Raw genomic sequence first — 26,604 nt, 5'->3', positions numbered from 1 at the left:
CCTGCGGTTTGACCGCATTCTCATATACCGCGTCGCGACTCGACGGGGCTAGAAGGACACTGCATGGCTAAGCGCGTTGCCGTCATCGGACTATCGTTCCGATTCCCCAGCACCACTGTAGACAGCTACTGGCCAGCGCTGCTGGAAGGCCGCGATCTTGTCTCCCGCGTCGCCGAAGACCGCTGGTCCGCCGATACGTACCTGCATCCGGCCAAGGACCACCCCGGCACCGCCTATACCTTCTCCGCTGGCTCTATCGGCGATATTGCCGGTTTCGACGCGGGCTTCTTCGGCATTTCCCCGCGCGAAGCCGCCCTCATGGACCCGCAGCAACGCCTACTGCTGGAAATGAGCTGGGAAGCCATGGAGCAAGCGGGCGTGCGCCCCTCTACCCTGCGCGGCACCAATTGCGGCGTCTATATAGGTATCGCCAGCTCCGACTACGCCTACCGCCTGGCCGAAGACCTGAACGCCGTCGATGCATCGATGGCGACGGGCAATACCGCCAGCATTGCCGCGAACCGCTTGTCGTACTTCTTCGACCTGCGCGGACCGAGCATCGCCATGGATACCGCGTGCTCGTCATCGCTGGTCGCCTTCCACCAGGCTTGCCGCAGCATCATCTCCGGCGAGTGCAGCCAGGCCCTCGCAGGAGGCGTGAGTCTGCACCTGCACCCTTACGGTTTCATTACATTTTCCAAGGCATCGATGCTGTCGCCCCGCGGCCGCTGCAATGTCTTTGACGCAGCGGGCGACGGCTACGTCCGCTCGGAAGGCGGCGGGATCTTCCTGCTGAAGGACTATGATCAGGCCGTTGCCGACGGCGACAACATCCTGGCCGTCGTAGCCGGGTCGGCCGTCAATACCGATGGCCGCAAATCGGGGCTGACGGTGCCAAGCGCCGATGCGCAGGCCACGCTGATGCGCCAGGCCTATGAACAGGCAGGCATTTCGCCCGCCGACATCGATTACCTGGAAGCGCACGGCACCGGCACCGCGGTCGGCGACCCCATCGAGACGCGCGCCATCGGCGCCGCCCTCGCACAGCAACGCAGCAAGGACGCGCCGCTGCCGATCGGATCGGTCAAAAGCAACCTGGGCCACCTGGAAGCCGCGTCCGGCGTTGCCGGCCTGGTCAAGGCGATGTACGTGCTGCGCCATCGCGTGGTGCCCGCCACCATCGGCATCAAGACGCTTAATCCCAAGATCGAATTCCAGAACTGGAACCTGGATGTCGTCACCCAGAACCGCAAGCTGCGCCCGACGGGCAGGCTCGTCGTCGGCGTGAACTCGTTCGGATTCGGCGGCGCCAATGCCCACGTGATCCTGGAAAGCGCCCCGCCGCGCAGCCCGGCCGCTGAAGGCAAAATGGCCAAGACCGCACCGATTCCGGTTGTGGTGTCGGGCAAAACGCCCCAAGCCCTGAAAACCGCAGCACGCCAGATGGCGGCGGTCCTGCGCGATCAGCCCGCCAAATTCCTGTACAACGCGGCCTATCACGCCGCGATGCGCCGCGACTGGCACACGGAACGGGCTGTGGTCTTCGGCACCCATTGCAATACGATCGCCGACCTGCTCCAGCAGTTCGCCGACGACACCGAACCCAAACCAGAGGTGACAGCCGGCACGGCGCTGAAGCACGCGCGCGGCCCCGTCATGGTCTATTCGGGCAATGGCTCGCAATGGGCCAATATGGGCCGCCGCCTGTTGGCAGACCCTGTTTTCGCTACCGCCATCGACGAAGTCGACGCCCTGTTTTCGCAGTACGCCGATTTCTCGCTGCACAAGGAATTGGCCGGTGAAAACGGCGACGACCGCTACGAACGCACCGAAGTCGGGCAGCCCGCGCTATTCGCGCTGCAAGTCGGCATCACCCGCATGCTGGCGCAACGTGGCGTCGTGCCGTCGGCGGTTATTGGACACAGCGTCGGTGAAGTGGCGGCCGCCTGGGCCTGCGGCGCGTTGAGCCTGCCAGACGCCGTCTGCGTCATCTTCCAGCGCAGCCGACTGCAAGGTGAAACCAAGGGCCAGGGGCGCATGACGGCCGTCGGCATCAACGGCGAAGAAGCGCTGGCGCTGATCGCCCAACACAATCTGGGCGACCGGGTTTGCGTAGCCGGCTTCAACAGCAGCCGCGGCGCCACCGTGGCCGGCTCACCGGACGCCTTGAGCGTGCTGGAGGCGGCACTGGCCGAGCAAGCGCTGTTCTTCCGGCGCCTGGACCTGGACTACGCCTTCCACAGCCCTGCGATGGATTCCATCGAAGCAGGTATCCGTGAAGCGCTTGCCGACATTCAGCCACGCGCGACCGACGTCCCTTTCTACTCCACCGTCACCGGTACTCCGCTGGACGGCACCGCCCTGACCGCCGACTACTGGTGGCACAACGTACGCGAACCGGTGCGCTTCGAGCAAGCCGCCAACCGATTGACGGCCGAAGGCAACAATATTTTTGTCGAAGTGGGCCCGCACCCGTTGCTGCGCTCGTACTTGAACGACACGCTCAAGACCGCCGACATGCACGGCCGCGTGCTCAGTACCGCGACGCGCGGCGGCGATGATCCCGAAAAGATCTGGACCGCGGCCGGACAGGTCATTGCCAGCGGCGGCCAAATCGATCTGCAATCGCTCTTCCCGTGGGAAGGAACGGCGGTCGACCTGCCGACCTATCCGTGGCAACGCGAGCGCCATTGGCATCCCACCACGCCGGAATCGCTAGGCATGCTGTCGCGCCGCCACGTGCATCCGTTGCTGGGCTATGCTTTGCAGCAGCATGAGAACACCTGGCAGAACCAGCTGGACACCCAGTCCCATCCGACGCTGGCAGACCACGTCGTCGGTGACGCGGTGGTCTTCCCCGGCACCGGCTTCGCCGAAATCGCCCTGGCGGCCGCGTTGCAATGGCAGGATGGCGACTATGCCGAGCTGGAAGAACTGGAAATCCACGCCCCGTTGCTACTGAACGCCGCGCCCAGCAAGCTGACGCGCCTACTGCTGGACGACGCCGACGGCCGGTTCCGCATCAACGCCAAGGACAGCAACAGTACGGAACCGTGGGTCAAGCACGCCAGCGGCCGCCTGCTGCGCGAAGCCAGCTCGGCCCGCCTCACGCAGGCCAAGCTGCTCCTGCCGACCCGCGCGGCCGACTTTACCGGCGACACCCATGAGGCCCTGACGCGCGCCGTCGGCCTGGATTACGGCACCGCCTTCCGCGCTGTGTCGCACGGCTGGATGGAATCGGACACTAGCGTCCTTGCCGTCCTGCAAGCCGACCCCGTCATTGAAAGCGAACTTGGCGCCACTCACCTGCATCCCGCCCTGCTGGATTGCGCCTTCCAGCTGATCATCCAACTGCTGCGCAATGACCCGGCCATGGGCCAGGGTATCGCTTTCGTGCCTGCCAAGATCGGGCGCTTGAGCCTGCGGGCCCATGCGGGCCAGCCCGCCGCCGCGCGTGTGCGCCTGGAACGCCGCGCCCCGCATTCGCTGACCGCCAGTTTCGAACTCTATAACGCCGCCGGCGAGCAGATCGCCGCCGTCGAACAGGCGCGGTTCCGCAGTATCCGGCTGCGCAAACCGGCCGCCGACCATCTCAGCTTCCTGGATGTCGCCGCAACGCCGCGTCCGCACGCGCCGTTTGGCCCCTCCCCCCTGGACCTCGCCACGTTGCGTGCCGCCCTGGCTGAAGCCATCGCGGAATGCATCGAAGATGGCGCACACGCGCGCTATGCAGAAGAGGTCGACCCGCTGCTGGAAAGCCTGTGCGACGGTTTTTCGCTGGACGCACTGCGCCAGATCGCACCCGACGGACAACTGGTACCGCAGGCGCTGGTGACCGAACTCTGCCGCTACGCACCGGAATCCGCGTTGCTGCTTCAACACACCATCTCGCGCCTGACGGCGGCCGGTTTCGTTGAAACCGGCGCCGCAGGCGTCCATTTACCCGCCCCGGACGGCAACGAAAACGGCACGACAGACATCTGGAACACGCTGCTGCGCGAGTATCCGGACTACGCCCAGATCGTCCATGCGGTGGGCCGCGTCGGCCTGCACCTGCCCGCTTTGCTGCGCGGCGAAGCCACGCTGGACGCGGTTTGCCCGCGTGCCAGCACACCCGCCTCGATCGGCCGCAGCGCCCTGGGCGCCGCCAGCGGCCAGCGCCTGGGCACCGCCTTGCGGGCGGTACTGGCGCAAGCACAAGCCAATCGCCTTCCCGGCCAACGCCTGGCGATCATCGAAGTCGGCCAAGCCGCGCCGCTGTTCGCATTCAGCTGCTGCGACGCGTTGGACTTCAACGTGGCCGACTACTGCTACGCGTCGAACGACCCGGATGTGCTGGATCACGTCATTCATCAACAGGCCGAACGTTACCCGAACGCCCGCACCGAGCTCATCGGCGAAGGGGGTATCGCGCCTACCGCCCTGTGCGACCTGGCAATCTTCCACTGCGAGTTCGACACCCTGGAAGCCGCACGCGCGGCCTTGCGCCATGCGCGCGCCAGCCTGAGGGCGGACGGCGTGTTGCTGGTCTGCGGCGCGCACCCTGCCGCCTGGGGCGACTTCGTCTTTGGAGGCCGTCAGAACTGGTGGCAAACCAGCGAGGGCGGAGAACAACTGTCCACGCAGCAACCCATCGGCTTCTGGCAGGATGAGCTCCAATCGCTTGGATTCCTGTGCGACAGTCCGCTAGAATTTTCTGGATCGTTCGCCAGCGGCGCCTATCTGCTGACCGCGCGGCTGGACGGCGTGCAAGCCTTGGATGCCCTGCCCGGCGCGGATGCCTCGAATGCACCCACGAACTGGCTGATTCTGGCCGATCGCAACTCCGAGCACGGCGCGGGATTGGCGCAATCGCTGGAAGCCAAGCTGAAAGCCGCCGGCCATCACGTCCGCCTGGCGGTCCAGGCGGATCCGGAAGCGCTGGACGGCTTGCTGCGCAATGGCGCCACCGGCCCGGTCAACCACGTCATCCATCTGGACGGCCTGGCGTGGGCCGATGCGCACCAGACGCCTGAAGAACTGCTCGCCCTGCAGACCCGCCGCTGCGCCACCGCCGCTGCAGTCATCCAGGCTTGCGAACGCACGCAGACTGGCGCCACCGTCTGGCTGGTCACCGCCGACGCCGTACAGTATCTGCGCCAAGGGCCCCAAGCCCCCGCCGCCATGCACGCGTTGAACGACGCTGCGCTGTGGGGCTACGGTCGTACGCTGGCCAACGAAGCGTCCAATTTCCGCATCCGCATGGTCGACCTGCCGCTGGCTCACGCCAGCAATCTGGCCGACGCGCTGATCCGCGAATTGAGCTGCGCGGACAACGAAGACGAAATCATTCTCGACGAAAGCGGCGCACGCTATGCGCCGCGCCTGCGCCACGCTCCGCGCCCTGCGCCGACTGCCGCTGACGCCAACACGTCGCAAGCCGTGCGCCTGGGCTTTGAGTTCCCCGGCCAGCTGCGCAACCTGCGTTGGGAGTCGTGCCCGGCGCCGACACCGGCCGACGACGAACTGGAAGTCCGCATCGAGGCCACCGGCCTGAACTTCCGCGACGTCATGTACGCATTGGGCCTGCTGTCCGACGAGGCCATCGAAAACGGCTTTGCCGGCCCGACACTCGGCCTGGAGTTTTCGGGCACGGTGGCCAGGGTCGGGTCGGACGTCGACGGCTACGCCGTAGGCGATGCCGTCGTGGGTTTTGGACCCGCCAGCTTTGGCGACCGCGTGCTGACCAAGCCCAGCGCCATCTCGCACATCCCCGAAGGCTTCTCGTTCGAAGCCGCCGCAACCATTCCCAGCACGTTCTTCACGGTCTACTACGCGCTGCACCACCTGGCGCGCCTGGAAGAAGGCGAGAAGATCCTGATCCACGGCGCGGCCGGCGGCGTCGGCATCGCCGCCATCCAGTTTGCACAATGGCTGGGCGCTGAAATCTACGCGACCGCCGGTTCCGACGAAAAGCGCGACCTGCTGCGCCTGCTGGGCGTGCGCCATATCTATGATTCGCGCTCGCTGTCATACGCCGACGAAATCCTGGCAGACACAGGCGGCCGGGGTGTCGACGTCGTACTGAACTCGCTGGCCGGCGAAGCGATCAACCGCAACCTGCGCGTGTTGAAACCGTTCGGCCGCTTCCTGGAACTGGGCAAGCGCGACTTCTACGAAAACACCCGCATCGGCCTGCGCCCGTTCCGCAACAACATCAGCTACTTCGGCATCGACGCCGATCAGCTGATGAACGAGCGCCCGGACCTGACCCAACGGCTGTTCGGCCAGATGATGGCGCTATTCCGCCAAGGCGCGCTTCATCCGCTGCCCTATTCCGTCTTCGACGCGAACGACATCGTCGACGCCTTCCGCTACATGCAGCAGGCCCGCCAGATCGGCAAGATCGTCGTCACGTACCGCAACGGCATCAGCGGCGTGCATACGCCGGCTGCCCATACGGCACCCGGCCTGACGTTGTCCGCCGACGCGACCTATCTGGTCACCGGCGGATTGGGCGGATTCGGTCTGCGCACTGCCCAGTGGCTGGCTGACAAGGGTGCCCGCAACCTGATCCTGATCAGCCGAAGCGGCCCTGTAAGCGAAGCCGCGCAAGCAGCACTCTCAGCATTCGACGCGCAAGGCGTACGCGTCCACGCGGCTGCCTGCGACGTCACGGACCGCGCGGCGTTGGCCCGCCTGCTGGACGAAACCGCGGGCACCATGCCGCCCCTCAAGGGCGTCGTCCATGCGGCTGTCGTCATTGACGACGGCCTTGCGCGCAGCGCCACCCCAGTGCAGATTGAACGGACGCTCGCGGCCAAGGTGCTGGGCGCCCAGCACCTGCACGAACTGACGCGCGCGCTGCCGCTGGACCTCTTCATCTTCTATTCGTCGGCTACGACCTTGTTCGGCAACCCCGGCCAAAGCAACTACGTGGCCGCCAATGCCTGGCTGGAGCGCCTGGCCGCGCAGCGCCGCGCGGAAGGCCTGCCCGCCACGTGCGTGCGCTGGGGTGCCATCGACGACGTCGGTTTCCTGGCCCGCAACCAGAAAATCAAGGACGCGCTGCAAGGCCGCATGGGCGGCGGCGCGCTGGCTTCGCAAGTCGCCCTGGACGCCCTGGAAGACATGCTGGTTGCCGACGTTTCAGGACTGGGTGTCCTGGAACTGGATTGGCGCGCGCTCAGCCGCTTCCTGCCGTCCGCGAATCTGCCCAAGTTCTCGGAGATCGCCCGCCAGGCCGGTGACACCGGCGACGACGACAGCGGCGCCAACGACATCGCGCACCTGATCGCCACGCTGGACGATGCCGCCCTGCACGAACGCTTCACCGAGATGCTCAAGGCCGAGATCGGCGAAATCCTGCGCGTGTCTCCCGACAAGATTGAAGCGACCCGCTCGGTCTACGACATGGGCCTGGACTCGTTGATGGGGGTGGAACTGGTCGTGGCGCTGGAGAACCGCTTCGGCATCCGCCTCCCGGTGATGGCGCTCAACGAAAGCCCCACCCCTGCCAAGCTGGCCGAAAGGCTCGTGCTGCTGCTGCGCGACGAACACGACGAGCAGACCGATGCCGTGACCGCCAGCGTTCAACAGGTGGTCGCCAGCCACGCGGCGGAAGTCGGCTCCAACTCCGTGTCCGATTTCGTCGACGAAATCAAGATGAACGGCAGCCTTCCCATGCAACGCATGATCCAGTAGGTCGGAATTAATTGAGCACCATGAAGAAGTTGCCGGGCCTTGCGGCCGGCATCAAAGACAAGCTGATCCAGCAAGCCCTGGAGCGCAAACTGCGCCAAGCCGCCGCGCCCGGCGGCCAGGCACCTGCGCGCCCCGCGGAGAAAAAAGCCGAGATCCCCGAGGAACACTACCGGTTCCATCTGCATCCCGGCTATCAGCAACTGCGCATCATCAACGATGGCGCAAAGCGCCTGGGTGTCAAAAACCCCTTCTTCAAGCTGCACGAAGGTACCGCCGGCGCGGACACGCAGATTGGCGGCCGCGAATTCATCAACTACGCCAGCTACAACTACCTGAACATGTCGGCCGACCCGGCGGTCACCGCGGCGGCCAAGGCGGCTATCGACCGCTACGGCACGTCGGTCTCCGCCAGCCGTCTGGTCTCGGGCGAACGTCCCGTGCACCGCGAACTGGAAGATGAAATCGCCGCGCTGTACGGCGTGGATGACGCCATTACGTTCGTCAGCGGCCATGCCACCAATGTATCGACCATCGGCTATCTCTTCGGCCCACGCGACCTGGTCCTGCATGACGAACTGATCCACAACAGCGTCCTGCAAGGCATCCAATTGTCAGGCGCCCGCCGCCTGCCCTTCCCCCACAATGACTGGGAAGCACTAGACACCATCCTGAACGAACAACGCCACCAGTTCGAACGCGTGCTGATCGTGCTGGAAGGCATCTACAGCATGGACGGAGACTATCCCGACCTGCCCCGCTTCATTGAAATCAAGCAACGCCATCGCGCGTTTCTGATGGTCGACGAAGCGCATTCCCTCGGCGTCATGGGCGCGCGCGGGTATGGCATCCGCGAACACTTTGGCGTGGCTGGCAAAGACGTCGACATCTGGATGGGAACGCTGAGCAAGACGCTTGCGGGCTGCGGGGGGTATATCGCGGGAGAGACGGCGCTAGTGGAACATTTGAAGTTCCTGGCGCCGGGGTTTCTTTACAGCGTCGGCATGCCGCCGAGTGTCGCTGCCGCGTCGCTGGCGGCCCTGCGACGAATGAAAGAACTGCCGGATCGCGTGGCGACCTTGCAGGCGCGCGGGAAATACTTCCTGGAGCAGGCGAAGGCAGCGGGGATTGATACCGGGACGAGCACTGGATTTGCAGTCGTGCCGGCAATTACCGGAAGTTCGTTGAAGGCGACGCGCCTGTCAGCAGCGTTGTTCAAACAAGGGATCAACGTGCAGCCGATTCTTTATCCGGCAGTGCCGGAGAAGTCGGCCAGGTTGCGGTTCTTTATTTCTTGCATGCATACAGAAGAGCAGATCCGCATGACGATTCAAGAGATTATCAGGGCAGCACAGCGCGACAAGGCTTGACTCCAGCCTAGGACGAACAGCCTGCCCCCGCCAATTACAAACTGCAATCCAAAACTCCAGATTCTCAATGCAAGACTCCCCCCTGTTTGGCACCTTCTATCGCGAGATCGCAGAACTTCCTGGGATAGAAGCATTGTTGGGCGCGCAGGTCCGGCAAATCAAGTGGCCGCGCCAAACGTCGCCTAGCAGGCTGGCGGCCGTTTTGGGCTGGGGATTGCGTCCGACGACAGCTCGTGCCCGAAAGTGGGCCGTTGCACGAGAGCTGCCATTCATTGCACTGGAAGATGGATTCCTGCGTTCGTTTGGTACGGGAAGGGAAAATCCTTCGGTGTCGCTAGTTGTCGACGACCTTGGCATTTATTACTGCGCCACCCGTCCTTCTCGGCTCGAAGCCCTGCTCGCATCCGACGCCGACCTGCTCATCGGTGAAGGCGCTATCGCTCAAGCCGCATTGGAGACCATTCTGCGCCTTCGCTTGAGCAAGTACAACTTCGCGCAGGACTTTCAGCCTGACCAGAGAAAGCGCAGCACGAAATCAGTATTGATTGTGGACCAAACACAAGGCGATGCATCCATTTTTCACGGCTTGGCCACGCCCGACAGCTTTAGGCATATGCTCGAAGCAGCGCGCCTAGAGAATCCCGGCGCGACGATCTACATAAAGACCCATCCTGAAGTGAATAAGGGTACAAAGCGCGGATACTTGACCGACGTCCGGGAAGATGCCCGTACCATCCTGATTCGAGAGTCAGTGAATCCACTCAGCTTGGTCTCCCACATGGATCGCATCTATGTCGTTACATCACAACTGGGTTTTGAAGCACTTATGGCGGGTAAGCCTGTCACTTGCTTCGGCATGCCCTGGTACGCCGGTTGGGGCGCAACGGATGACCGTCAACGTTGCGCCCGGCGCCAACGTATACGCAGTCCGATCGAGCTTTTCTCAGCGGCATACCTCCACTACACGCGTTATCTGAATCCACTCACACACCAACGCGGCACAATCTTCGACGCTATTGATTGGCTCCAAACTCAACGCCAGAGCGCGATACGATACACAGGCAGAAGTATTGTCGTCGGTTTTAAGCGATGGAAAGCGACGAACGTCCTCCCCTTCCTGCACTTTGACTCCAAGCACGTGCACTTCGTACCCTCGGCGACTGACGCCGCACGCATGCAGCCGACGACACAGGACCGCATCATTGTCTGGGGCGGCATATCAGCTAACGAAACCGTGCAACTGGCAACTCGTACCGGGGCCTCGCTGCTACGCATGGAAGACGGTTTCCTGCGGTCTGTAGGCCTAGGGTCGGACTTTGTTCCACCTTCGTCTTTGGTCATGGATTCAGGTGGCATCTACTTCGACCCGTCCCGCCCTAGCGATCTTGAGAATCTTCTTAATCAACAGGAATTTTCAAATCAAGACCGACAGCGCGCGCAACACGTCCGGGCGCAGATACTCCAACATGGATTGACCAAATACAACGTTGAGCCGCAACGCAAGCCCACGTGGGCTTCTAAAGACCTCCACGTCGTATTAGTGCCTGGCCAAGTGGAGGACGACGCCTCCATCCGCCTGGGTTGTGACGACGTCAAAACCAACCTTGACCTGTTGCGTTCCGTCAGAGCCGCGAAGCCGGATTCGTTCATTGTGTACAAACCGCATCCCGATGTCTTGGCTCGAAACCGCAATGGAGATGTTGTACAAGGCTTGGCACTGCAATATGCAGATGTTGTTGAAAAAGAGGTCTCGGTCGTCAGTTGCCTGGAATCCTGTGACGAAGTGCACACCATGACATCGTTGACCGGATTTGATGCGTTGCTGCGCGGAAAGAAAGTCACAGTATATGGACGCCCTTTCTACGCAGGTTGGGGGCTGACGCAAGATTTGCTTACTGTCCCCAGGCGCGATCGTCGTCTGACCCTAGACGAACTTGTGGCTGGCGCATTGCTGCACTATCCCGTCTACTGGGACTGGACCTTGCGAGGATATACACAGTGCGAAGCCGTCATCACCCAGTTGATCAACCGCCGGGATCACATCATGAGAACCCGAGGACAGCTATCAACTGGCCTTGGATACGGCGCGCGGCAATGGCACAAGGTGAAGCTCTGGGCCCGGGCGGGCTTTGTACTCAAACGTTGAAAACTAACAAGACGTGCACATTCCATGGACTTACAGCCTAACCGCTCCATGATCGCGCAAATCAGCGATCAGCGGCGAACTCATAACGCATGAATCAGCACTTTCTATTCCTGCAAGGGGTATGCTCACCATTCTTCCCAAGGCTTGCAACCGCGCTTCGCCATCAAGGCCATGCCGTCACCAAAGCGAATTTCACAGTTGGGGACCGCGTTTACTGGCGTCAGGGCCAGCATCTGAATTATCGCGGCCCGATGGTGGGTCTGCCGGATTTCTATCAGACGATTTATGCAAGCCGCAGCATCAGCGACATTGTCCTGTTTGGCGATTGCAGACCAGTACATCAGCCCGCTATTGCGCTCGCGCGCTCCGCCGGCATTCGTATTCACGTTTTCGAAGAAGGCTATTTCCGGCCGCACTGGATAACGCTTGAACGTGACGGCGTCAACGGCAATTCGACCTTGCCCCGCGACCCAGCCTGGTATCGAGACCGAGAAAATCACGTTCCCCATTATGATAATGGCCAGCCGTTTAACACAGCATTCTGGAAACGTGCGGCGTACGATGTCGGATATAACTTCTGGGCAGGGTTAAATCCAGTGCTGCATCGCGGAGTTCGCAGCCACGTCCCATATAGTCCTTTGACTGAGTATTTTGGTTATATCCGTCGCGGGATCCGCCTTAAATACTATGCAAAGGATGCCAAAAATAAAGAGAAGGAATTACTGGCCTCGAAAGATTCGAAGCCGTTCTTCCTCCTACCGCTGCAATTGGCCACCGATGCGCAAATCGTGCATCACTCGCAGTTTTCCAGCATGGCACAGGCGACACACCATGTCATGCAGTCGTTTGCAGCCAATGCCGCCGATAACACTCGGCTGGCCATTAAGATCCATCCTCTGGATCCAGGCTTGGTCGACTATCGGAGGCTGGCACAAGTATGGGCCCGGCAACTGCGGATACAAGATCGAGTGTTTTTCCTGGAATCGGGCAATCTCCCGCCGCTATTGACCCACACGGCGGGCGTCATTACTGTCAACAGTACTGTGGGCGCATCAGCTATTCTTCATGGAAAACGCACCATTACGCTCGGCAACGCAATTTACGACATGGCGGGCCTAACCTATCAAGGGCAACTTGACAATTTTTGGGCCGCCGATGAACGCCCGGACTTGAAACTGTTCAAGGCGTTTCGCAATGTCGTCATCAACACCTGCCAATTGAATGGTGGCTTCTATTGCGCCCGTGGCATCGATCTGGCCATTGACGCCGCCCTTCCGCGTCTACAGGCGTAGTAGCTTGGCACAGCAGATATGCAGGCGCCGGCGCATAACGCGCCGGTACCCCAAACTAAAAAACTATGCTTTCTTGGCCTGACGCAGCCCTGCAATGATCTGTTGGCTCGCGGTGCCATCGCCATAGGGATTGTGGGCGAAACTCATCCTGCGGTATTCCTCGGAATCGTCAAGCAGTAGCGACAGCTGTTCGCGGATCCGAGCCACATCCGTACCGACCAGGCGCACCGTGCCCGCCTCGACTGCCTCGGGACGTTCCGTCGTGTCTCGCATCACCAGGACCGGTTTTCCCAAGGATGGGGCCTCCTCCTGGATGCCCCCCGAATCAGTCAGGATCAGGTACGAACGGGACATCAAATAAACGAACGGCAAATAGTCCTGTGGTTCGATGAGGTGCACATTGTTGCGCCCTTGTAGCAGCCGGTTGACAGGTGCTCGCACATTTGGGTTCAGGTGCACGGGATAGACGAAATCCACGTCAGGATACTGGTCGGCTGAAGCCGCGATTGCTTCGCATATTCTTTCAAATCCCGAGCCAAAGCTCTCGCGCCGATGGCCGGTAATGAGTACCAGACGCCGGTCTGCCGACAAAAAATCAAACTGGCAGCCCATCGCCTCGGACAGTTGAACATCAGTCTCGACTTTCTTGCTGACCCACTGTAGCGCATCAATGACGGTATTTCCCGTGACGAGAATTGTTTCCTCGCTCACCCCTTCCCGGCGCAAATTGTCTCGCGACGAAGCCGTCGGCGCAAAATGCACCGACGCAAGCACCCCCGTCAATTTCCGATTGCCCTCTTCCGGCCATGGCGAATAGATATTCCCCGTACGCAACCCTGCTTCAACGTGTCCGACAGCAATGCCCTCGTAGTATGCGGCCAAACTGGCAGCGAATGTGGTTGCGGTATCACCATGAACGAGAACATAATCTGGCCGAAATTCTTTGAGCACGGATCTGAGCCCAGCGAGGATACCGCAAGTAATATCCGTCAAATCCTGACCGGGTTTCATGATGTTCAAATCAAAATCCGGTTTGATTTCAAACAAATCGAGAACAACATCGAGCATCTCTCGATGCTGAGCAGTCACGCAAACTCGTGCGTCGATGCCATCCGCGACTTGCAAAGCCCTGACCAGCGGAGCCATCTTAATGGCCTCAGGACGCGTACCAAATACACTTAAGACTTTCATTCAGATACCCATAATTAAGTTAAAGCCCAGGCTCAGGAAAAATCAACGCACGACACGCCGGATTTACCTGCCTCCTGAACCAGCTCCCGGTAATCATGATGAGGAACAAGCATGACAACAAGCTTGGTGTTTCGCTTCAAGAGCGTACCGACGGTCGGCACTTCCCTCAGTATTTTCGGCGCCAGGGCATCTGCCGAAGCAAAATGATCGTAAATGTCTACACGACCGTTCCAGCGATGGACAATTGAACTTGCGAGTGCCATTGCCGCGCTATTCCTGCAATCGCTGCTGTCCGCCTTGTAGGTAACGCCCAGTACGGCCACCCGAGCCTGAGTGTCTTGCTCCAGCAACTGATTCACCAGGTTCAGCACCTTAGTTGCCACGAAGTTGCGCCGATCGGTATCGACAGCCCGAGCGGCGCGGATCAATTGCGTATTATGATTTGTGGAACCCATCAGGATCCAGGGTGAAACCGGTATGCAATGGCCCCCGACGCCACAACTGGGCTTCAGGATGTTCACTCGCGGATGTAGATTGGCAACCGAAATCAATTCGTTTGCATTTACACCGACGTCATCGCAAACCATCGCCAACTCATTGGCAAATGCGATATTGACATCGCGATACGTATTTTCAGTGACTTTCGCCAATTCTGCCACGCGGCTGCTGGTAATAACCACGTCGACGCCCAAAGCCTTACGTAGCACCGCTGCGGCCTTCTGCCCGGAACCTTCATCGACGCCGCCGACGATTCTCACGTTTTGCGTCAATTCCGACAAAATATTTCCGGGGATGACTCGCTCTGGGCAATACGCGATCGAAATTGCTGCCTCGCCGTCCACCGAGCATAGGTCAGGTCTGGCGTCGAGGATATACTGTAATACACGTTCTGTCGTTCCCACCGGGCACGTTGACTCGAGAATGATAATATTTCCGGCCTCCAGCACTGAGCAAATGCTGTCGATCGCAGCGAACACAAAAGACAGGTCAGTCCTATACTCCCCATCTAGAGGCGTGGGCACGGACACAAGATGTACATCCGCCGCAACCGGCGTTACGCTGGCAAGTAGCTTTTCTGACTTCACGCTGGTGTTGACTAGTACGTCGAGCCCGGGTTCTGGATGCGAGAGAGTAGCCGAATTGATGGCATCAACAAGATCCCGATTAATATCGACACCGTGCACACGATTTCCCTCAGCCGCAAAAACTGCAGCAGTCGGCAACCCAATATATCCTAAACCGTATACGGCCACTTGCATTCTATAATCCGCTTAATTTAAATTATTAGAAAACTTATTCAATGGAATACCCAGCGCAATCGCAACCCGAGGCACACAGGCCTCTTGCTACCGCCCGAGTCTATCTTGTCAGCGACGACCTCACAGCGGATGCGCTGAAAGATGAAATCGACTTAATACACTTATCACCACTCAACTATCGACTAAGGACGTATTTTCAACGTGCCGACTACCTGCTGGTTGAGTCAGCTTGGCAGGGTCAAAACAATAAGTGGAAGTACAGGATTGCCAACTACCCCGAACATCCGAAAAGAACCAATAAAAGCCTCAGGCGGTTGGTGGATTTTGCGAAAAACTGTGGAATATCCACGGTATTCTGGAACAAGGAGGACAGCGCCCACTTCCACCGGTTCATCGATAGCGCCAAGCTCTTCGATCACATATTCACGGTTGACGAAAATTGCATCGGTGATTACCGTCGAATAGTGCCTGCCGCCACAACTGTAGATACGTTGATGTTTGCCGTTCAGCCGTCAATTCATCACCCGGATCCCTCAATTCGCCCGGAAAATCGCGCCACTTTCATTGGAAGCTACGGCAAGCATGTTCACGATGCGCGACGCGCGTGGCAGGACATGATCTTTCAAGCCGCTTCCGACGAAAAATACCCGGTCCTTATCGTAGATAGAAATTCTCACAGAAAAAATGATACCTATCGATATCCGGGCTTTACGAACGTCACTGTCTCGCCACGCGTTTCCTACAGTGAAACGGCAAACCTATATCGACGCAATGCGATTTCCTTGAACGTCAACACAGTAACTGACTCGAAAACTATGTTTTCGCGTCGATTAGTCGAGATCCTCGCCTGCGGCGGAATTGCGGTAAGCAATCCCGCAGCTTCCGTGCTCACGCTATTCAAAGACTATTGCCACATCATCAGCAACCTGGACCAAGCCAGGGAATTGTTTTCCCGGCTTCAGCTTGATGGTCCCTCAAAGTTGGATATAGACCGAGCGATGTCTGGCGCAGAATATGTCGCCAAAAATCACACTTGGGCCCACCGACTAGCTCAAATATCCGAGACCATTCACCGATAGACGCCGGAACCCGGGGCGCGCCGCTCTTGCAATGTGCCCCAAGCTTCCATCATCTGCCCAGCAATGACAGGCCAATCACGCTTCAACGCCACAAAATCGCGGCCCTCCCGCGCACGTTGCTCGGCTTTTTCCTTGTTTTTCGACACCTCGTCTATTGTGTTCGCTAAATCTTCGAGGTCCCCCGCAATGAACGAATAGACGCTGTCGCCGCACAGCTCTTTCAACGCGGGCACATCAGAGATCAACACGGGAATCCCCATGCTCATGGCCTCCAATGGCTTTAGCGCTGGCACGATGCGGCACACCATCTCCGGCAAGCGAGGATACGCCGCCAGATCAAACAGCGAATAATATCTATGCACTTCATCCGGTGACACCCGACCCACCAATTTGAAGGCGCTTGCAACGTCTGGTGGAAACTGAGCGATAGCTTCTTGTACCGCGGCACGCGCATTGCCGTCGCCAACGACGATCAGAGCTACATTCTGGCCGCGGCTCAATAGCTTCTGTATTGCTCCGACTAGAAGGCTCAAGCCCTCATAGCCTACGACCGAACCAAGAAACCCGACCACGAATGTGTCAGCGGATATGCCAAGCTTCTCGCGGTCAATGGGTTCCGGGTTCCGAGCAGGAAAATCTTGAAGAAATACGCCATTTTCCACGACTCGAATCTTTGCACTGTCACAACCTCGGGAAACCAATTCGTCCCGTAACGTGGCTGAGATTGCTAATACCAAGTCCGCGGATTGCGCAATGGACAACTCCAAGCCCTTCATGCACTCGAACTTCTCCGTATTCTCGAAGTTCGGAATGCGCGAAACAGCCGTCAACTCCCATAGGCCTCGAACCTCGTATACAAAGGGAACCTGGGCGGATCTCGCCGCTAGTAGCGCTGGTAAGGCATTGACGTAGTTCGAAGGAGCCTGGACCAGGTTCAGATTTTCTTGCCTAATGGTCCTGAGAATTTCGTCGCGCGAGCGAAGGATGTAATCCGCCGCACTCAAATTGCGGCCGTCCCGCAATGGCAGACGCCGATAAGCGCTGAACTCATGCGGCATTGGGGGGGTGCCGTCTTTGATGGCATCATCGCGATCTTCCGGATATCCCAGCCTCGTGTAGCAAAGCACTTCCGCCCCCCGCGCGATCAAGGAGCGGCATACCGCCTCTGACCGGCGGCTGTAGCCGTTCACGTGGAAAGGATAAGAGCAATGCAGAAAGTAGCCGACCCTCCATCGCCGCTCGCCGAGCGGCACATTCTGCAGAACGTCGTACGTCGGCGGCGGCAACGAGGCAATCAGTTGCTGCGTGTGCTCCAACGCCAAGATTCTGCGCGCACGCAAGCGTTGCACGTCGTTCAATTGATGGAGGTCGGCGCCAATAGCATTAATAATCCGGCAAGCCGTCTTTACATTGCCGGCAGCATCCAGGGTCGAAGCCGTCCAGAATCCAGAGTTTACGTCTGGCTTACCAACACCCATTGCAAAATCAATCAATGCTGTCGCGGCTTCGGGAAAACCCGCGAAATAGCATCGGGCGACGCGAAAGCAGATCTCAACGACCACCTCGGGTGACAGACCTTCTAGGCCTAGCGAACGTAGCTGGTGTGGCTCTTCGTTGATTACGACGAACTGCACTGCCAGTTCGAACTGCTTTTCCGGTCCTAACAAACCTTTTGACTGTTTGGAGAGTCTCTTCCGCTCTTCGGCATACTTGTGAATGCGCCACAACGCCAGCGGCAGCCTTACCGCTGAATTCAAGTTTCGCAGTCCGTCCAGCAGTGTCTTGCCAAGCTGGAACGAAATTGTCCCTTCTTTGCGGACCAACGCGGATTCCAGCTCATAGATGCGTTCGGAAAGCGCAGCCAGCTTACGACGATAGGAAGCATCATCTTCAGACGCCCGCCGATCCTGAATCGCTTGTCCAGAGATCGGCAACGGAGGCTGCTCCCCCCCATCGCAAGACTGTGCGGGAGTTGCCCGTTCAAAGGAAGGCATCAAGTCGGATGGCAAGCCGGTGGACGTATTGTGCGTCTTCAACCCAGCAATGCCGTCAGTCGCCATAAGCTGCTGCGTCATTTCAGTACTTAGTCCAACACGAACACTTCATCAAGGATCTTGCTCACGCGATTCGCACGGATGTCACGCGGATTCTCTTCCAGGATGTTGGTGGCCAGCGCCTCAGCAGCGCGCAGGGCGCGATAAACGACCTTGTGTGCATCCTGATCCTCGATCGCAACGGCCAAGGCTTTGGACCATGCGCGAATGGCCTGTGCAGACTCGGTTTCGGCGAGCGCCTTCAGACTGGTCGCGGTGTGGTCAGCGAAGGGCTCAGCGACGCGGCACACTCTTGCCAGCTTCGCGCGGGCTTCATTTCGTTCATTAGCAATGCGTTTGACCCGTTGTTCCAAGAGCTTGATGCGCTCTTCAAGTTCCAAAATGGTAGGCGCTTGAGTAGTATCAGTCGTCATTTGTAATTCCTGTATAAAAACTCAGATTGCTTCAAATCCGAGCTTGCAGTCACGTTTGCTGTAGTGAGTAGATAAGTTAGAAAATCGGCGCGAGCGTTTGGCGAGAAATGCGCCCTATGGCAAGCCAGAAGCTTTGCAGAGAAGTCCTGAAGCTGAGTTGGGTCTATCACACCCAACTTGGCTTCAATATCTTCCAAGTCTGACGTATCGATAATTCTAAATTCTGGTAGATGTTTGTTTACCTCCCTAACTCCAAGGGATACGTGAGGCACCCCAAGTGCGGCATATTGAACTACTCTGCTGGGTAGATAGAAACTGCCAAATTGTTCCATCCCGTGGAAGTAGTTCTCAGATCCCACGTAGTCGCCAAAATACTGTGGGATATTTACAGCCAAGCGCCCAGAGAGCAGCGCCTTAGTAATCGATCGCGAATCACTCAAATAGCCCTTAAAGATCCCGAGTTCAGGCCTATCAGTCTTCCCGTAACAGGAAATCCTTGTCCCGAAGCGCGCAAGGATGTCGTTGCGCTTTGTTTTCACGGGCCCTACCGCATTTCCGAGAAAAACGAAATCGGACGACGCTCGTCCGACGTCATAAACGCTCTCATTGCCAGTTTCGCACCAAAACGGGAAATTCACGCCGGGCCTATGGCCCATTTTTTTATAGAATTCCAGGATATCGGCTCCCCCCGCATGCAACACGAGATCATAAAAATCGACCACGTGCCGATAAAGCGACGTGTAAAGCACGGGATCATCCGCCAGCCACACAACCGAACGAATTCCAACCTGTCTCAGCCGAATCAGCATCGCTGGCGATAGCGACCCGGGCCTGAAATTCACGAGCACATCTGGTTTCGCCGCAATAATTGCTTCGAATTTTTGCTCAATCTTCACTCGCGATTGCCACGACTGCAGCGGCAAAACCGTCTTGCCCAGCAAGCCCGTCGAGATAATCTCGTGCCCTTGATGGCGCAAGGCGTCGGCAAGACTTCGTGCCAAGTGCTCTTCGAGCAACGAGTCAAAGATGGCGATGTGCATTGTCAAAACCAGCGAGGCAGATAGGCAGCCCAGACCTTGCCAAGCCACTTGTACTCACGCTTGGCGCTCTGGTTGATCAGCGAGTATGGACTTGAGGCAACTGCGCGAGACGCGCCTTCGTAATCTGTCTGACGAATGCACGCATTGCTAATTTTTATCTTTGCGGCCTTTTCCCAACTCCAGTTCTTGCAATTGCGGGCCGCAACCAACTCGAACGTCAGACGCGAAATGCCCGCCTCTGCCTGCTTCTTGCCGATCAGGACAGAAAGATTGATATCTCCGCGACGCAGCGCGATGTCTTCCATCCAAACCGGCGTTCCGTCGACCTTAAGCAAGCAATAGATATAGCCCTTGTTGCGCGGCCGCTCATAGTGCTTGTGCAATTGGAACGACAATTCGTGTCCTCGACCCATAATCAGAGGCACTTCAATAATGGCTTGAGTCGAATCCCTACGCCGAGGCGCCGAAATCGGCAATCGCAACGAGATTGCAGCAGCTGAAGTTACAACGGCACCTTCCACTGAGACATGCGTGTGCACATGGCTCGTCACCCCCTCGTCCAAGCGAAGAACGTAGCGACGGTCGTCGACCTCTTGAGTCTCCTGGAACGGATTGCCCCCCACACCCACCAATTCGGACCCTGACGTCCGCAGATCAAGGCGAACAGCCCCTTCACTGTCGTTCCTCTCCGAGTTGACGCCGCTCCGCATTGCAGGCCTGTAGGCCGGGGAAATTCCGGCGAGATCAGCATCAACCGACGCGAACGCATCAGCCGCTGCACTTGCTGAAGCCCTGTCAAAGTTGCGCATCTGGGGCCGGCCCGAAAGCCAGTCCCCGCCAGGCGCCATGGCCTCAGAGCCACGCACCTCGAAGGAGCGCAGCGCGGGCCGGACCGTCTTCCGTTGCCACACCTTGTCCGTCGTAAATCCTTGCGCGCCACCGGCAGGGGCCGGTGAAACCTCATGGGCCGCAGCCGACAGGGGCAATTCGAAAGCCTTGTCCACTGCCGGAACCTGCGCAATATCGGCCGCAACGCGATCCAGTGCGCTCGACGCGTCCAGTTCCATTTTCGCAACATCGGCCAAGCTCTGCGCCGATAATTCACCCTGCACTGATACCAACACGTCGAATTTCTCGACAACCTGCGTCGCAGAAGCTGAGATATCAAGCACGAAGTCCGAGCGGCTGATTTCCGCAAAGTGCTTCCGGACCTTCGGATCGTACGACAACCCGAGCACCCGCTTATGCAAGCGATGCGCGATTAGCGCGGCATGCAGGCGCATTGCGATCAAATAGTCAAAGCTGTTTAGCACATTAGCAATATTGTGGACGCCAATCACTTCAGGATAGATTTCAGTCGAAGAGCGGTCTTGCATTCTCGAGAATACGAATTCCAACGCATCCCGATCATGAGACCCACCTTCCTGCATGGGGATGCCAACGAAATAGGCATTCCCCCGCGCAGCGATCACATCCAGGGCAGCGGCCAGCGCGACCAAATTCGGCTGCCCCGACTCCTTCTGCCAATGCCGTACGTTCACTCCTACAATCAGCCGCCCCCCCGCGCGCTCGCGCAGCCCATCATCCGGGGTCGTGTCGCCCAAGTCCACGGCGTACACGACGTCCGGCTCCAGCGAGCAAGGCGTCGTCAATTCGAGTTCGTGCAAGGCATCCAAAGATTCCTGGTCACGCACTTGGATGGACGTCGCGTGATTTGCCACCCACTTAAGCAACTGCTTCGCATCCGGATCGTGAAGCGGCCCAACGCCTAGTCCCACCCCAAAAAATGGCACTTGCCGAACCATGCCGATCATTGGCAGAATTGAAAAGCCCGCGATCGAGATTTTGGCGCCGGTGAAGAGACTGCGAATACCACCAGCCCGGCTGAATGTGTAGTCGTGCCACAGCCCTCCTCCTCCCACAACGATGGCGGAGGCATTTCGGCTGTAACTGTCGGCCACGTGATGAGTGCTGCGTCGGAACGCTTCCAATCCGTGAGTCAGTTCCACAAACAGCGGATTTTCAGCCGCGATGACGACCTGCGTAGACTTATCAGCAGCGGCGATACGCTTCGAAATCGAGCGCAAGATCATCTCGTCGCCTGCGTTGTTCGCGCCATAAAAGCCGGAAAGAATAACTCGCTTGGCACGTCCTAAATCCTCGGACAGCCGTTCCCGGAATACATTGCGGGCGGGTTCCGGAATGGGGCAGTTGTCCGATTCAAGCGACTCGTGGATATCCTTGAACAATTGCAGCCAGCGGTGCTCGTACAGGTGCTCACTCACGAGCCTCTCGAACGCACTCTCTACCGCGGCTTGGTAGACAGCGGGATCAGATAGCACACGCGACAGCTCGGACTCTAGCTCTGCCTCACTATCCCAACCGACGATCTGTGTGTCGTAGTCGAAGAAATTCGACATCTCGTCGAAACGCGCAGTGCAAAGCAACCGCCCGCTGGCTATCGTTTCAAAGACACCACACTTGATATTGATATAGCCAGCTCGAGTGGCGGCGAAGTTAACGTGACACTTCCCCTGCCGCGATGCCTGCAATTGACGAGTACCTTCCACCACCTCGCTTCCCGGTAGCAGCCAGCCCCGCCCATACGTCTTCACATTGAAGCGCTCCGCCAATGCAAGCATGACGTCGTTACGCTCTGGCCGAGACGTAGCATGGCCCAAGCAAATCACATCGGCATCCAAGCCAGGCACGTGTGCAACTTCCTGCGTCACATACCCGCGGTCGATCGCAAACGGAAAATACAGCGTATTGTTGACACCAGCTTCCTTATACATGTCCATGGCGCGCATGGCATTTGTTGTATGGAAGTCGAACGATTTTGCGTAAGTAGAAACCGTAGGGAATACATCAGGATCGCTCAGCGTGATTCCCAATGACAGGATGCCCCTATCCTGCACTGCTTTGGCATCCTCCTCGCTGAAACACAATCCGCCAGCACCGAAGATGATGATGTGAGGATGAAACTGATCCACTGCCTTTTCTATCTTGGACAGTTTGACGTAAATAGGACCATTTCCACCCTGCGCACGCGTAGGGTTTTCCGTCATTTCCTTGTGCTTGCCGGTATCGATATTCAGGACTTGGTGGCCCAAATTCTGAAGTGCTCGCATCAAGCAAGAGACGATGTCGGTACTACCATTAACCGAGCGACCCAGAAACATTATTCTCCAATGTTTCTCGGCATCAATCTTCTTGGTACGTAGCTCTTGGCGAAGAGTTTCAATCTTGGAAATCATCTGGAACCCGCAGTTTTAGTTGGAAGATATTATCAGTTTGAGCGGCCATCAGACTCATATCGCCTTATACCCTCTTCCACATCTTCATAAATTTCAATATTTCCATTCTTCATGAAAAATACCATATCGCACATTTTTCTCACTTGACCCATGCCATGAGTCACGAGTAACAACCGGGATTTCAGGACTCGTTCTTTGAACGCGGCGGCGGCCTTTTCGCGAAAATGCGCATCTCCCACGGACATAGCCTCGTCGACCAAGTAGTAATCAAAATCAAAAGCCAAACTTAGACCGAAGGCAACACGGGACCGCATACCCGACGAATATGTCTTCACTGGCAAATCAAAATGCTCGCCAATTTCGGCAAAATCACGCACATAATCTACGATCTTACGCATCTGATCGCCACCGGCGCCCATTACACGCGCCACGAACTTCACATTATCCTGGCCTGTCAGAGAGCCTTGAAACCCGCCACTCAGACCGATGGGCCACGAAATCCTACTGCTAGTGACAATACTGCCTCGATCTGGCTTATCAAGACCTGCGATCAGCCGAAGCAAGGTCGACTTGCCCGAACCATTCCGGCCAATCAGCGCGACATTGCGGTTCGATGGTATTTCAAAGGACAAGTCCTTGAACACGGTATACCTACCAGCCGCAGATATATATGTCTTTTGAATATTGACAAACCGAATCATGCTTGCGCCAGGCTCCTGCGATCATATCGATAAATCAACAAGCCTGCTGCCAGCGCAATCAATGCAATGGCGGGCGGCAAACCGGGATTAACCGTGTCGGTTCGTGGATAAAATTCAAACACCGAACGCCGCAACATATCGATGATGTGATAGAAAGGGTTGTACGCCATGAATTCCTGCACGGTTTGCGGCAAATGCCAAATAGGCGTAAGAATCCCGGTCATAAAATACAGTGGCAAGAACGTAATACGGATCACGAGTTTTGATTCTGGGACCTTCTGAACCAGCACCGACAACATCATCGCCAGACCGACGCAAAATACCGCCCCGCAGGCCATGTAGTAAGCCCACTGAAGTGGGTAGTGAATGGCGACATCAAAATCCATCCAGAACCCCAGGGCGAAAACAAAAATCGTATAAATGACGATCATCAAAAATGATTCGACGACTGCCCGCGCCAAAATGCAATCCAGTGGTTGAATCTGCTTATAGGCGAACAAAGCCTTATTGGCATTGACCGCTTCCATGCCCTTAAGCGCAATATTCTTGAAGAGGATGTAAGGAACGATTCCATTCAGCAGGAAAACCGGAAAATCCACCCCGGGTATCGTCCGAGCCCTCAAAAACGTAAAGATCACCATCGTGCCGATCATCTGAATCGCCGGAGAGATGAACATCCCCAGAAATCCCAGACGATCGAGTCCAACTCGCGCCTTAAGTTCTCGCAAAATCAGCGAAAAAACGACGTCACGAAAAATTCGGACAGACGACCTCTTTTGAAACATTTGGATCTGCCAGTACCTAGTATTTACTGATGGTGCGCCCAAGCAGCATCACTTGAACAATCGGAGCGATAATCTTCTGCCATTCATACACCATGGCAGATGTGACATAGACGGCATCTTCTGGGCGCACCAAAAATTGGCGCGCCAGAAAAATCGCTGCAGGATCCTTCATATTCAAGCGAAACACGATGGGTCGGGCCTGGGTCGCATCGGACTCGCCAGCCGGCTTATCATCCAAACCGTCGGTCGGATCTGGTTGCTCTGGCATACGGAAGACAAACACGCCACTCGGATCCGCCTTTGACTCATCCAGACCTTTGATCTTTCCCAGCACCTCAAGCAAACTCGGATTGTTCGACGGCAAGTCATGCAATCCAGGATCGCCTACAGACCCCATGGCAACGAAACGTTTGCGTGCGCGCTCCAGGATGATTTCCGCGCCGGGGGCCACCACATGGTTGGCACCAGTCAGCAGCTCTTCATAGTTATAAGCAAACGAACGTGAGCCCGTACGTACCAGCACACGAATCAAATGAGGCTCAAGTAGCGGGCCACCGGCGCGATTGATTGCGTCTAGCAAGGTCAATGGACCTTCTAAAGCAGAGAAACGCCCCGGGGCCTTGACGGCGCCGGCGACCAACACAGATCCGGACAAATCACCAGTTACGGAAACTCGAACCTGCACGTCGCTCGTTACGCCAGCCAACCGCTTACGGATGATCTTTTCGATCTCGCTCAACGTTTCGCCCGCAACATTCACCGTGCCGACGTAGGGGAGCGAGATTTTCCCCTTGTTGTCCACTCTGACGCTTTCAAAGGTTGTTCCTCCCAGTGCTAGAGGGGCAAAAATAGCGCCTTCCGTCACGCTGTCAGCGATGAGGACGCGCAGGACATCACCAGGCATCAGCCGAACTTCCGGTACGTCGGGCATAGCGACATGCGTTGCTAGCGGCTTGTCAAGCGGACGCATATATTGACCAATCGTCTCAGCTGAGATGTCGACCAACTCATAATTCTGTGGCCCTTCCTCAGTCGAGATTGCGGCACGTGAGGGCCCAGCACCCGACAGCAAACTGCCGCATCCAGTGAGCAATAAAGGGAGGGACAAGGCCATGGTACGAATCAGCACACGCCCGTCAAAACTAAATATCATGATATATGCTCTAGTCGCGATGATCTTCAATAGTGGCAACCGCAAATCGGACAATGCCAAAGAGCAACATCAACCCGATGAAAATTGTCAGAAGGTCATACAACCGCTCGGGATAGCTTGGACGTTCGGCCATGTTCGGCGACACCACCATGATTAGGCTGCGCAGCTTCTTGCTTGCCTCGATCCGAGCCGACTCAACCGAGCTAACCGCAAACTTGTACGTTTCCTCGGCAATAGCAGCGTCAATGGTCAGGCTACGATAGCGGGAGGCCACTACATTAAATTGGCTGCCCGTATTCTGCGAAACTAAACGGCGTGTTTCGGATTCAAGTTGCTGTTCTAGCGCACGAATCCGGTTCCGTTGCTGACGAATCTGGGGAGTGTCGTTATCTAATCGACTCTGCATATTCTTGAGGGTCGTCCGCTCTTTGGTAAGGTTGCCTTCCAGCTCGACAATAATGTCGCCCCGCGCCTTGGCGGTCGCCTCCGCATCTAGCACGCTATTCTTGCCCTGGAACTCGAGCATTGCCTCTCGACGCAGTTCGTAGTTTTCACGCGCCTTCGATAGTTCGCCCTGTGCAAACGCCATCTGCTCACGCGCCATACGATGTGACAACTCATTAACGAATCGTTCGCTTTCACCCAACATCACTTGTAGTGTGTCATTTGCAAACTTGGGCTCGAACGCCTGGACGCTTACACCGAGCAGACCCGTCTGCTCATCAAAGTGGGCCCGCACTACTCGCCTGAAGTATTCCAGCTTGTCTTCCTGCGGGGCGTCGTCCTCCAACCAATAAATGGGGTCTCGCAGTTGCGCCGCATAATGCTTGGACCAATCGAGTTCACGTTCAAGCACATCCAACATGTCCTGTGAGCTCAGGAATTCGCGGAGGAACAACGTCTCTTCACGGGAAGTGGGGTTGAGTCCACTAAGCATTATCGCTAGACCTGGAACTGCAGGCGCATCGTTATTGCCGACCTGCCTGACAGCAACTTGTGCGGTGCTGACATAGCGGTCAAGCGCAAAGAAGCTGAAATAGACGATAGCGACGATCATGGGCATCACGATCATCAGCAGAATCAGTCTGCGGCCTTTGAAAAAATCCAACTTGATCATTGCGACTATTAGAGCGAAGAGGAATAAACAGGCTGAAAACGCATTGGGGACGCCTAGGCGCCTGCCG

15 protein-coding genes are annotated in these 26,604 nt (G+C 57.6%); 5 read left to right on the top strand and 10 right to left on the bottom strand.

All coding sequences use genetic code 11. From position 1 onward, the window contains the following. The first annotated feature begins 63 nt into the window (after window positions 1-63). The 4 genes from CEY09_RS02035 (at window position 64) to CEY09_RS02020 (ending at window position 12,488) form a co-directional block, all read left to right on the top strand. A complete protein-coding gene (locus tag CEY09_RS02035; protein WP_088587341.1) occupies window positions 64-7,683 on the top strand; it encodes a type I polyketide synthase in 7,620 nt (2,539 codons plus the stop codon). A 20-nt stretch (window positions 7,684-7,703) separates the two neighbouring features. Next, window positions 7,704-9,050, top strand: a complete 1,347-nt coding sequence (locus CEY09_RS02030) for an aminotransferase class I/II-fold pyridoxal phosphate-dependent enzyme (protein WP_088587340.1) — start codon at window positions 7,704-7,706, stop codon at window positions 9,048-9,050. A gap of 67 nt (window positions 9,051-9,117) precedes the next feature. Beyond that, window positions 9,118-11,196 (top strand): capsular polysaccharide biosynthesis protein, encoded by a 2,079-nt coding sequence (locus tag CEY09_RS02025; protein ID WP_088587339.1) that lies wholly within the window; start codon window positions 9,118-9,120, stop codon window positions 11,194-11,196. A gap of 89 nt (window positions 11,197-11,285) precedes the next feature. After that, window positions 11,286-12,488 (top strand): capsule biosynthesis protein, encoded by a 1,203-nt coding sequence (locus CEY09_RS02020; RefSeq protein WP_088587338.1) that lies wholly within the window; start codon window positions 11,286-11,288, stop codon window positions 12,486-12,488. Between the two features lie 63 nt (window positions 12,489-12,551). Here CEY09_RS02020 and wecB read toward each other — a convergent pair whose 3' ends face one another. Both wecB and CEY09_RS02010 read right to left on the bottom strand, forming a co-directional pair. Beyond that, the gene (wecB, locus tag CEY09_RS02015) at window positions 12,552-13,679 is read right to left on the bottom strand and encodes a non-hydrolyzing UDP-N-acetylglucosamine 2-epimerase (protein ID WP_088587337.1); all 1,128 of its coding nucleotides are present in this window, start codon (window positions 13,677-13,679) and stop codon (window positions 12,552-12,554) included. A 32-nt stretch (window positions 13,680-13,711) separates the two neighbouring features. Next, window positions 13,712-14,938 (bottom strand): nucleotide sugar dehydrogenase, encoded by a 1,227-nt coding sequence (locus CEY09_RS02010; RefSeq protein WP_088587336.1) that lies wholly within the window; start codon window positions 14,936-14,938, stop codon window positions 13,712-13,714. A gap of 41 nt (window positions 14,939-14,979) precedes the next feature. Between CEY09_RS02010 and CEY09_RS02005 the strand changes: the two genes are divergently transcribed. Next, window positions 14,980-16,017 carry a CgeB family protein gene (locus CEY09_RS02005; RefSeq protein WP_088587335.1) on the top strand — a complete coding sequence of 346 codons (1,038 nt, stop codon included), beginning with the start codon at window positions 14,980-14,982 and terminating at the stop codon, window positions 16,015-16,017. Here the strand turns inward: CEY09_RS02005 and CEY09_RS02000 are convergent. The 8 genes from CEY09_RS02000 to CEY09_RS01965 are packed head-to-tail and all read right to left on the bottom strand — an operon-like array spanning window position 16,008 to window position 26,537. Further along, window positions 16,008-18,092: a glycosyltransferase gene (locus tag CEY09_RS02000; RefSeq protein WP_088587334.1), complete on the bottom strand. Its 2,085-nt coding sequence runs from the start codon at window positions 18,090-18,092 to the stop codon at window positions 16,008-16,010. The genes CEY09_RS02005 and CEY09_RS02000 overlap by 10 nt on opposite strands. Before the next feature lie 8 nt (window positions 18,093-18,100). After that, complete coding sequence (locus CEY09_RS01995; protein ID WP_088587333.1) at window positions 18,101-18,484, bottom strand: hypothetical protein; 384 nt, start codon at window positions 18,482-18,484, stop codon at window positions 18,101-18,103. After that, a complete protein-coding gene (locus CEY09_RS01990) occupies window positions 18,481-19,524 on the bottom strand; it encodes a CgeB family protein (protein ID WP_143219539.1) in 1,044 nt (347 codons plus the stop codon). The genes CEY09_RS01995 and CEY09_RS01990 overlap by 4 nt, the downstream gene beginning before the upstream one ends. A 2-nt stretch (window positions 19,525-19,526) precedes the next feature. Continuing rightward, window positions 19,527-22,781 carry a polysaccharide pyruvyl transferase family protein gene (locus tag CEY09_RS01985; protein ID WP_088587331.1) on the bottom strand — a complete coding sequence of 1,085 codons (3,255 nt, stop codon included), beginning with the start codon at window positions 22,779-22,781 and terminating at the stop codon, window positions 19,527-19,529. Between the two features lie 32 nt (window positions 22,782-22,813). Then, complete coding sequence (locus CEY09_RS01980; protein WP_088587330.1) at window positions 22,814-23,482, bottom strand: ABC transporter ATP-binding protein; 669 nt, start codon at window positions 23,480-23,482, stop codon at window positions 22,814-22,816. Beyond that, window positions 23,479-24,267 (bottom strand): ABC transporter permease, encoded by a 789-nt coding sequence (locus CEY09_RS01975; protein ID WP_088587329.1) that lies wholly within the window; start codon window positions 24,265-24,267, stop codon window positions 23,479-23,481. Before CEY09_RS01975 ends, CEY09_RS01980 begins: the two co-directional genes overlap by 4 nt. A 16-nt stretch (window positions 24,268-24,283) precedes the next feature. Next, window positions 24,284-25,420: a polysaccharide biosynthesis/export family protein gene (locus CEY09_RS01970; RefSeq protein ID WP_208625033.1), complete on the bottom strand. Its 1,137-nt coding sequence runs from the start codon at window positions 25,418-25,420 to the stop codon at window positions 24,284-24,286. A 10-nt stretch (window positions 25,421-25,430) separates the two neighbouring features. After that, window positions 25,431-26,537, bottom strand: a complete 1,107-nt coding sequence (locus CEY09_RS01965; RefSeq protein WP_088587328.1) for a KpsE/RkpR family capsule polysaccharide export protein — start codon at window positions 26,535-26,537, stop codon at window positions 25,431-25,433. Between the last annotated feature and the right edge of the window lie 67 nt (window positions 26,538-26,604).

It is taken from the genome of Achromobacter marplatensis (assembly GCF_002209535.1).
Taxonomy (GTDB): Bacteria; Pseudomonadota; Gammaproteobacteria; order Burkholderiales; family Burkholderiaceae_B; genus Achromobacter; species Achromobacter marplatensis.
This window is presented reverse-complemented; position numbering and strand designations above follow the sequence as displayed.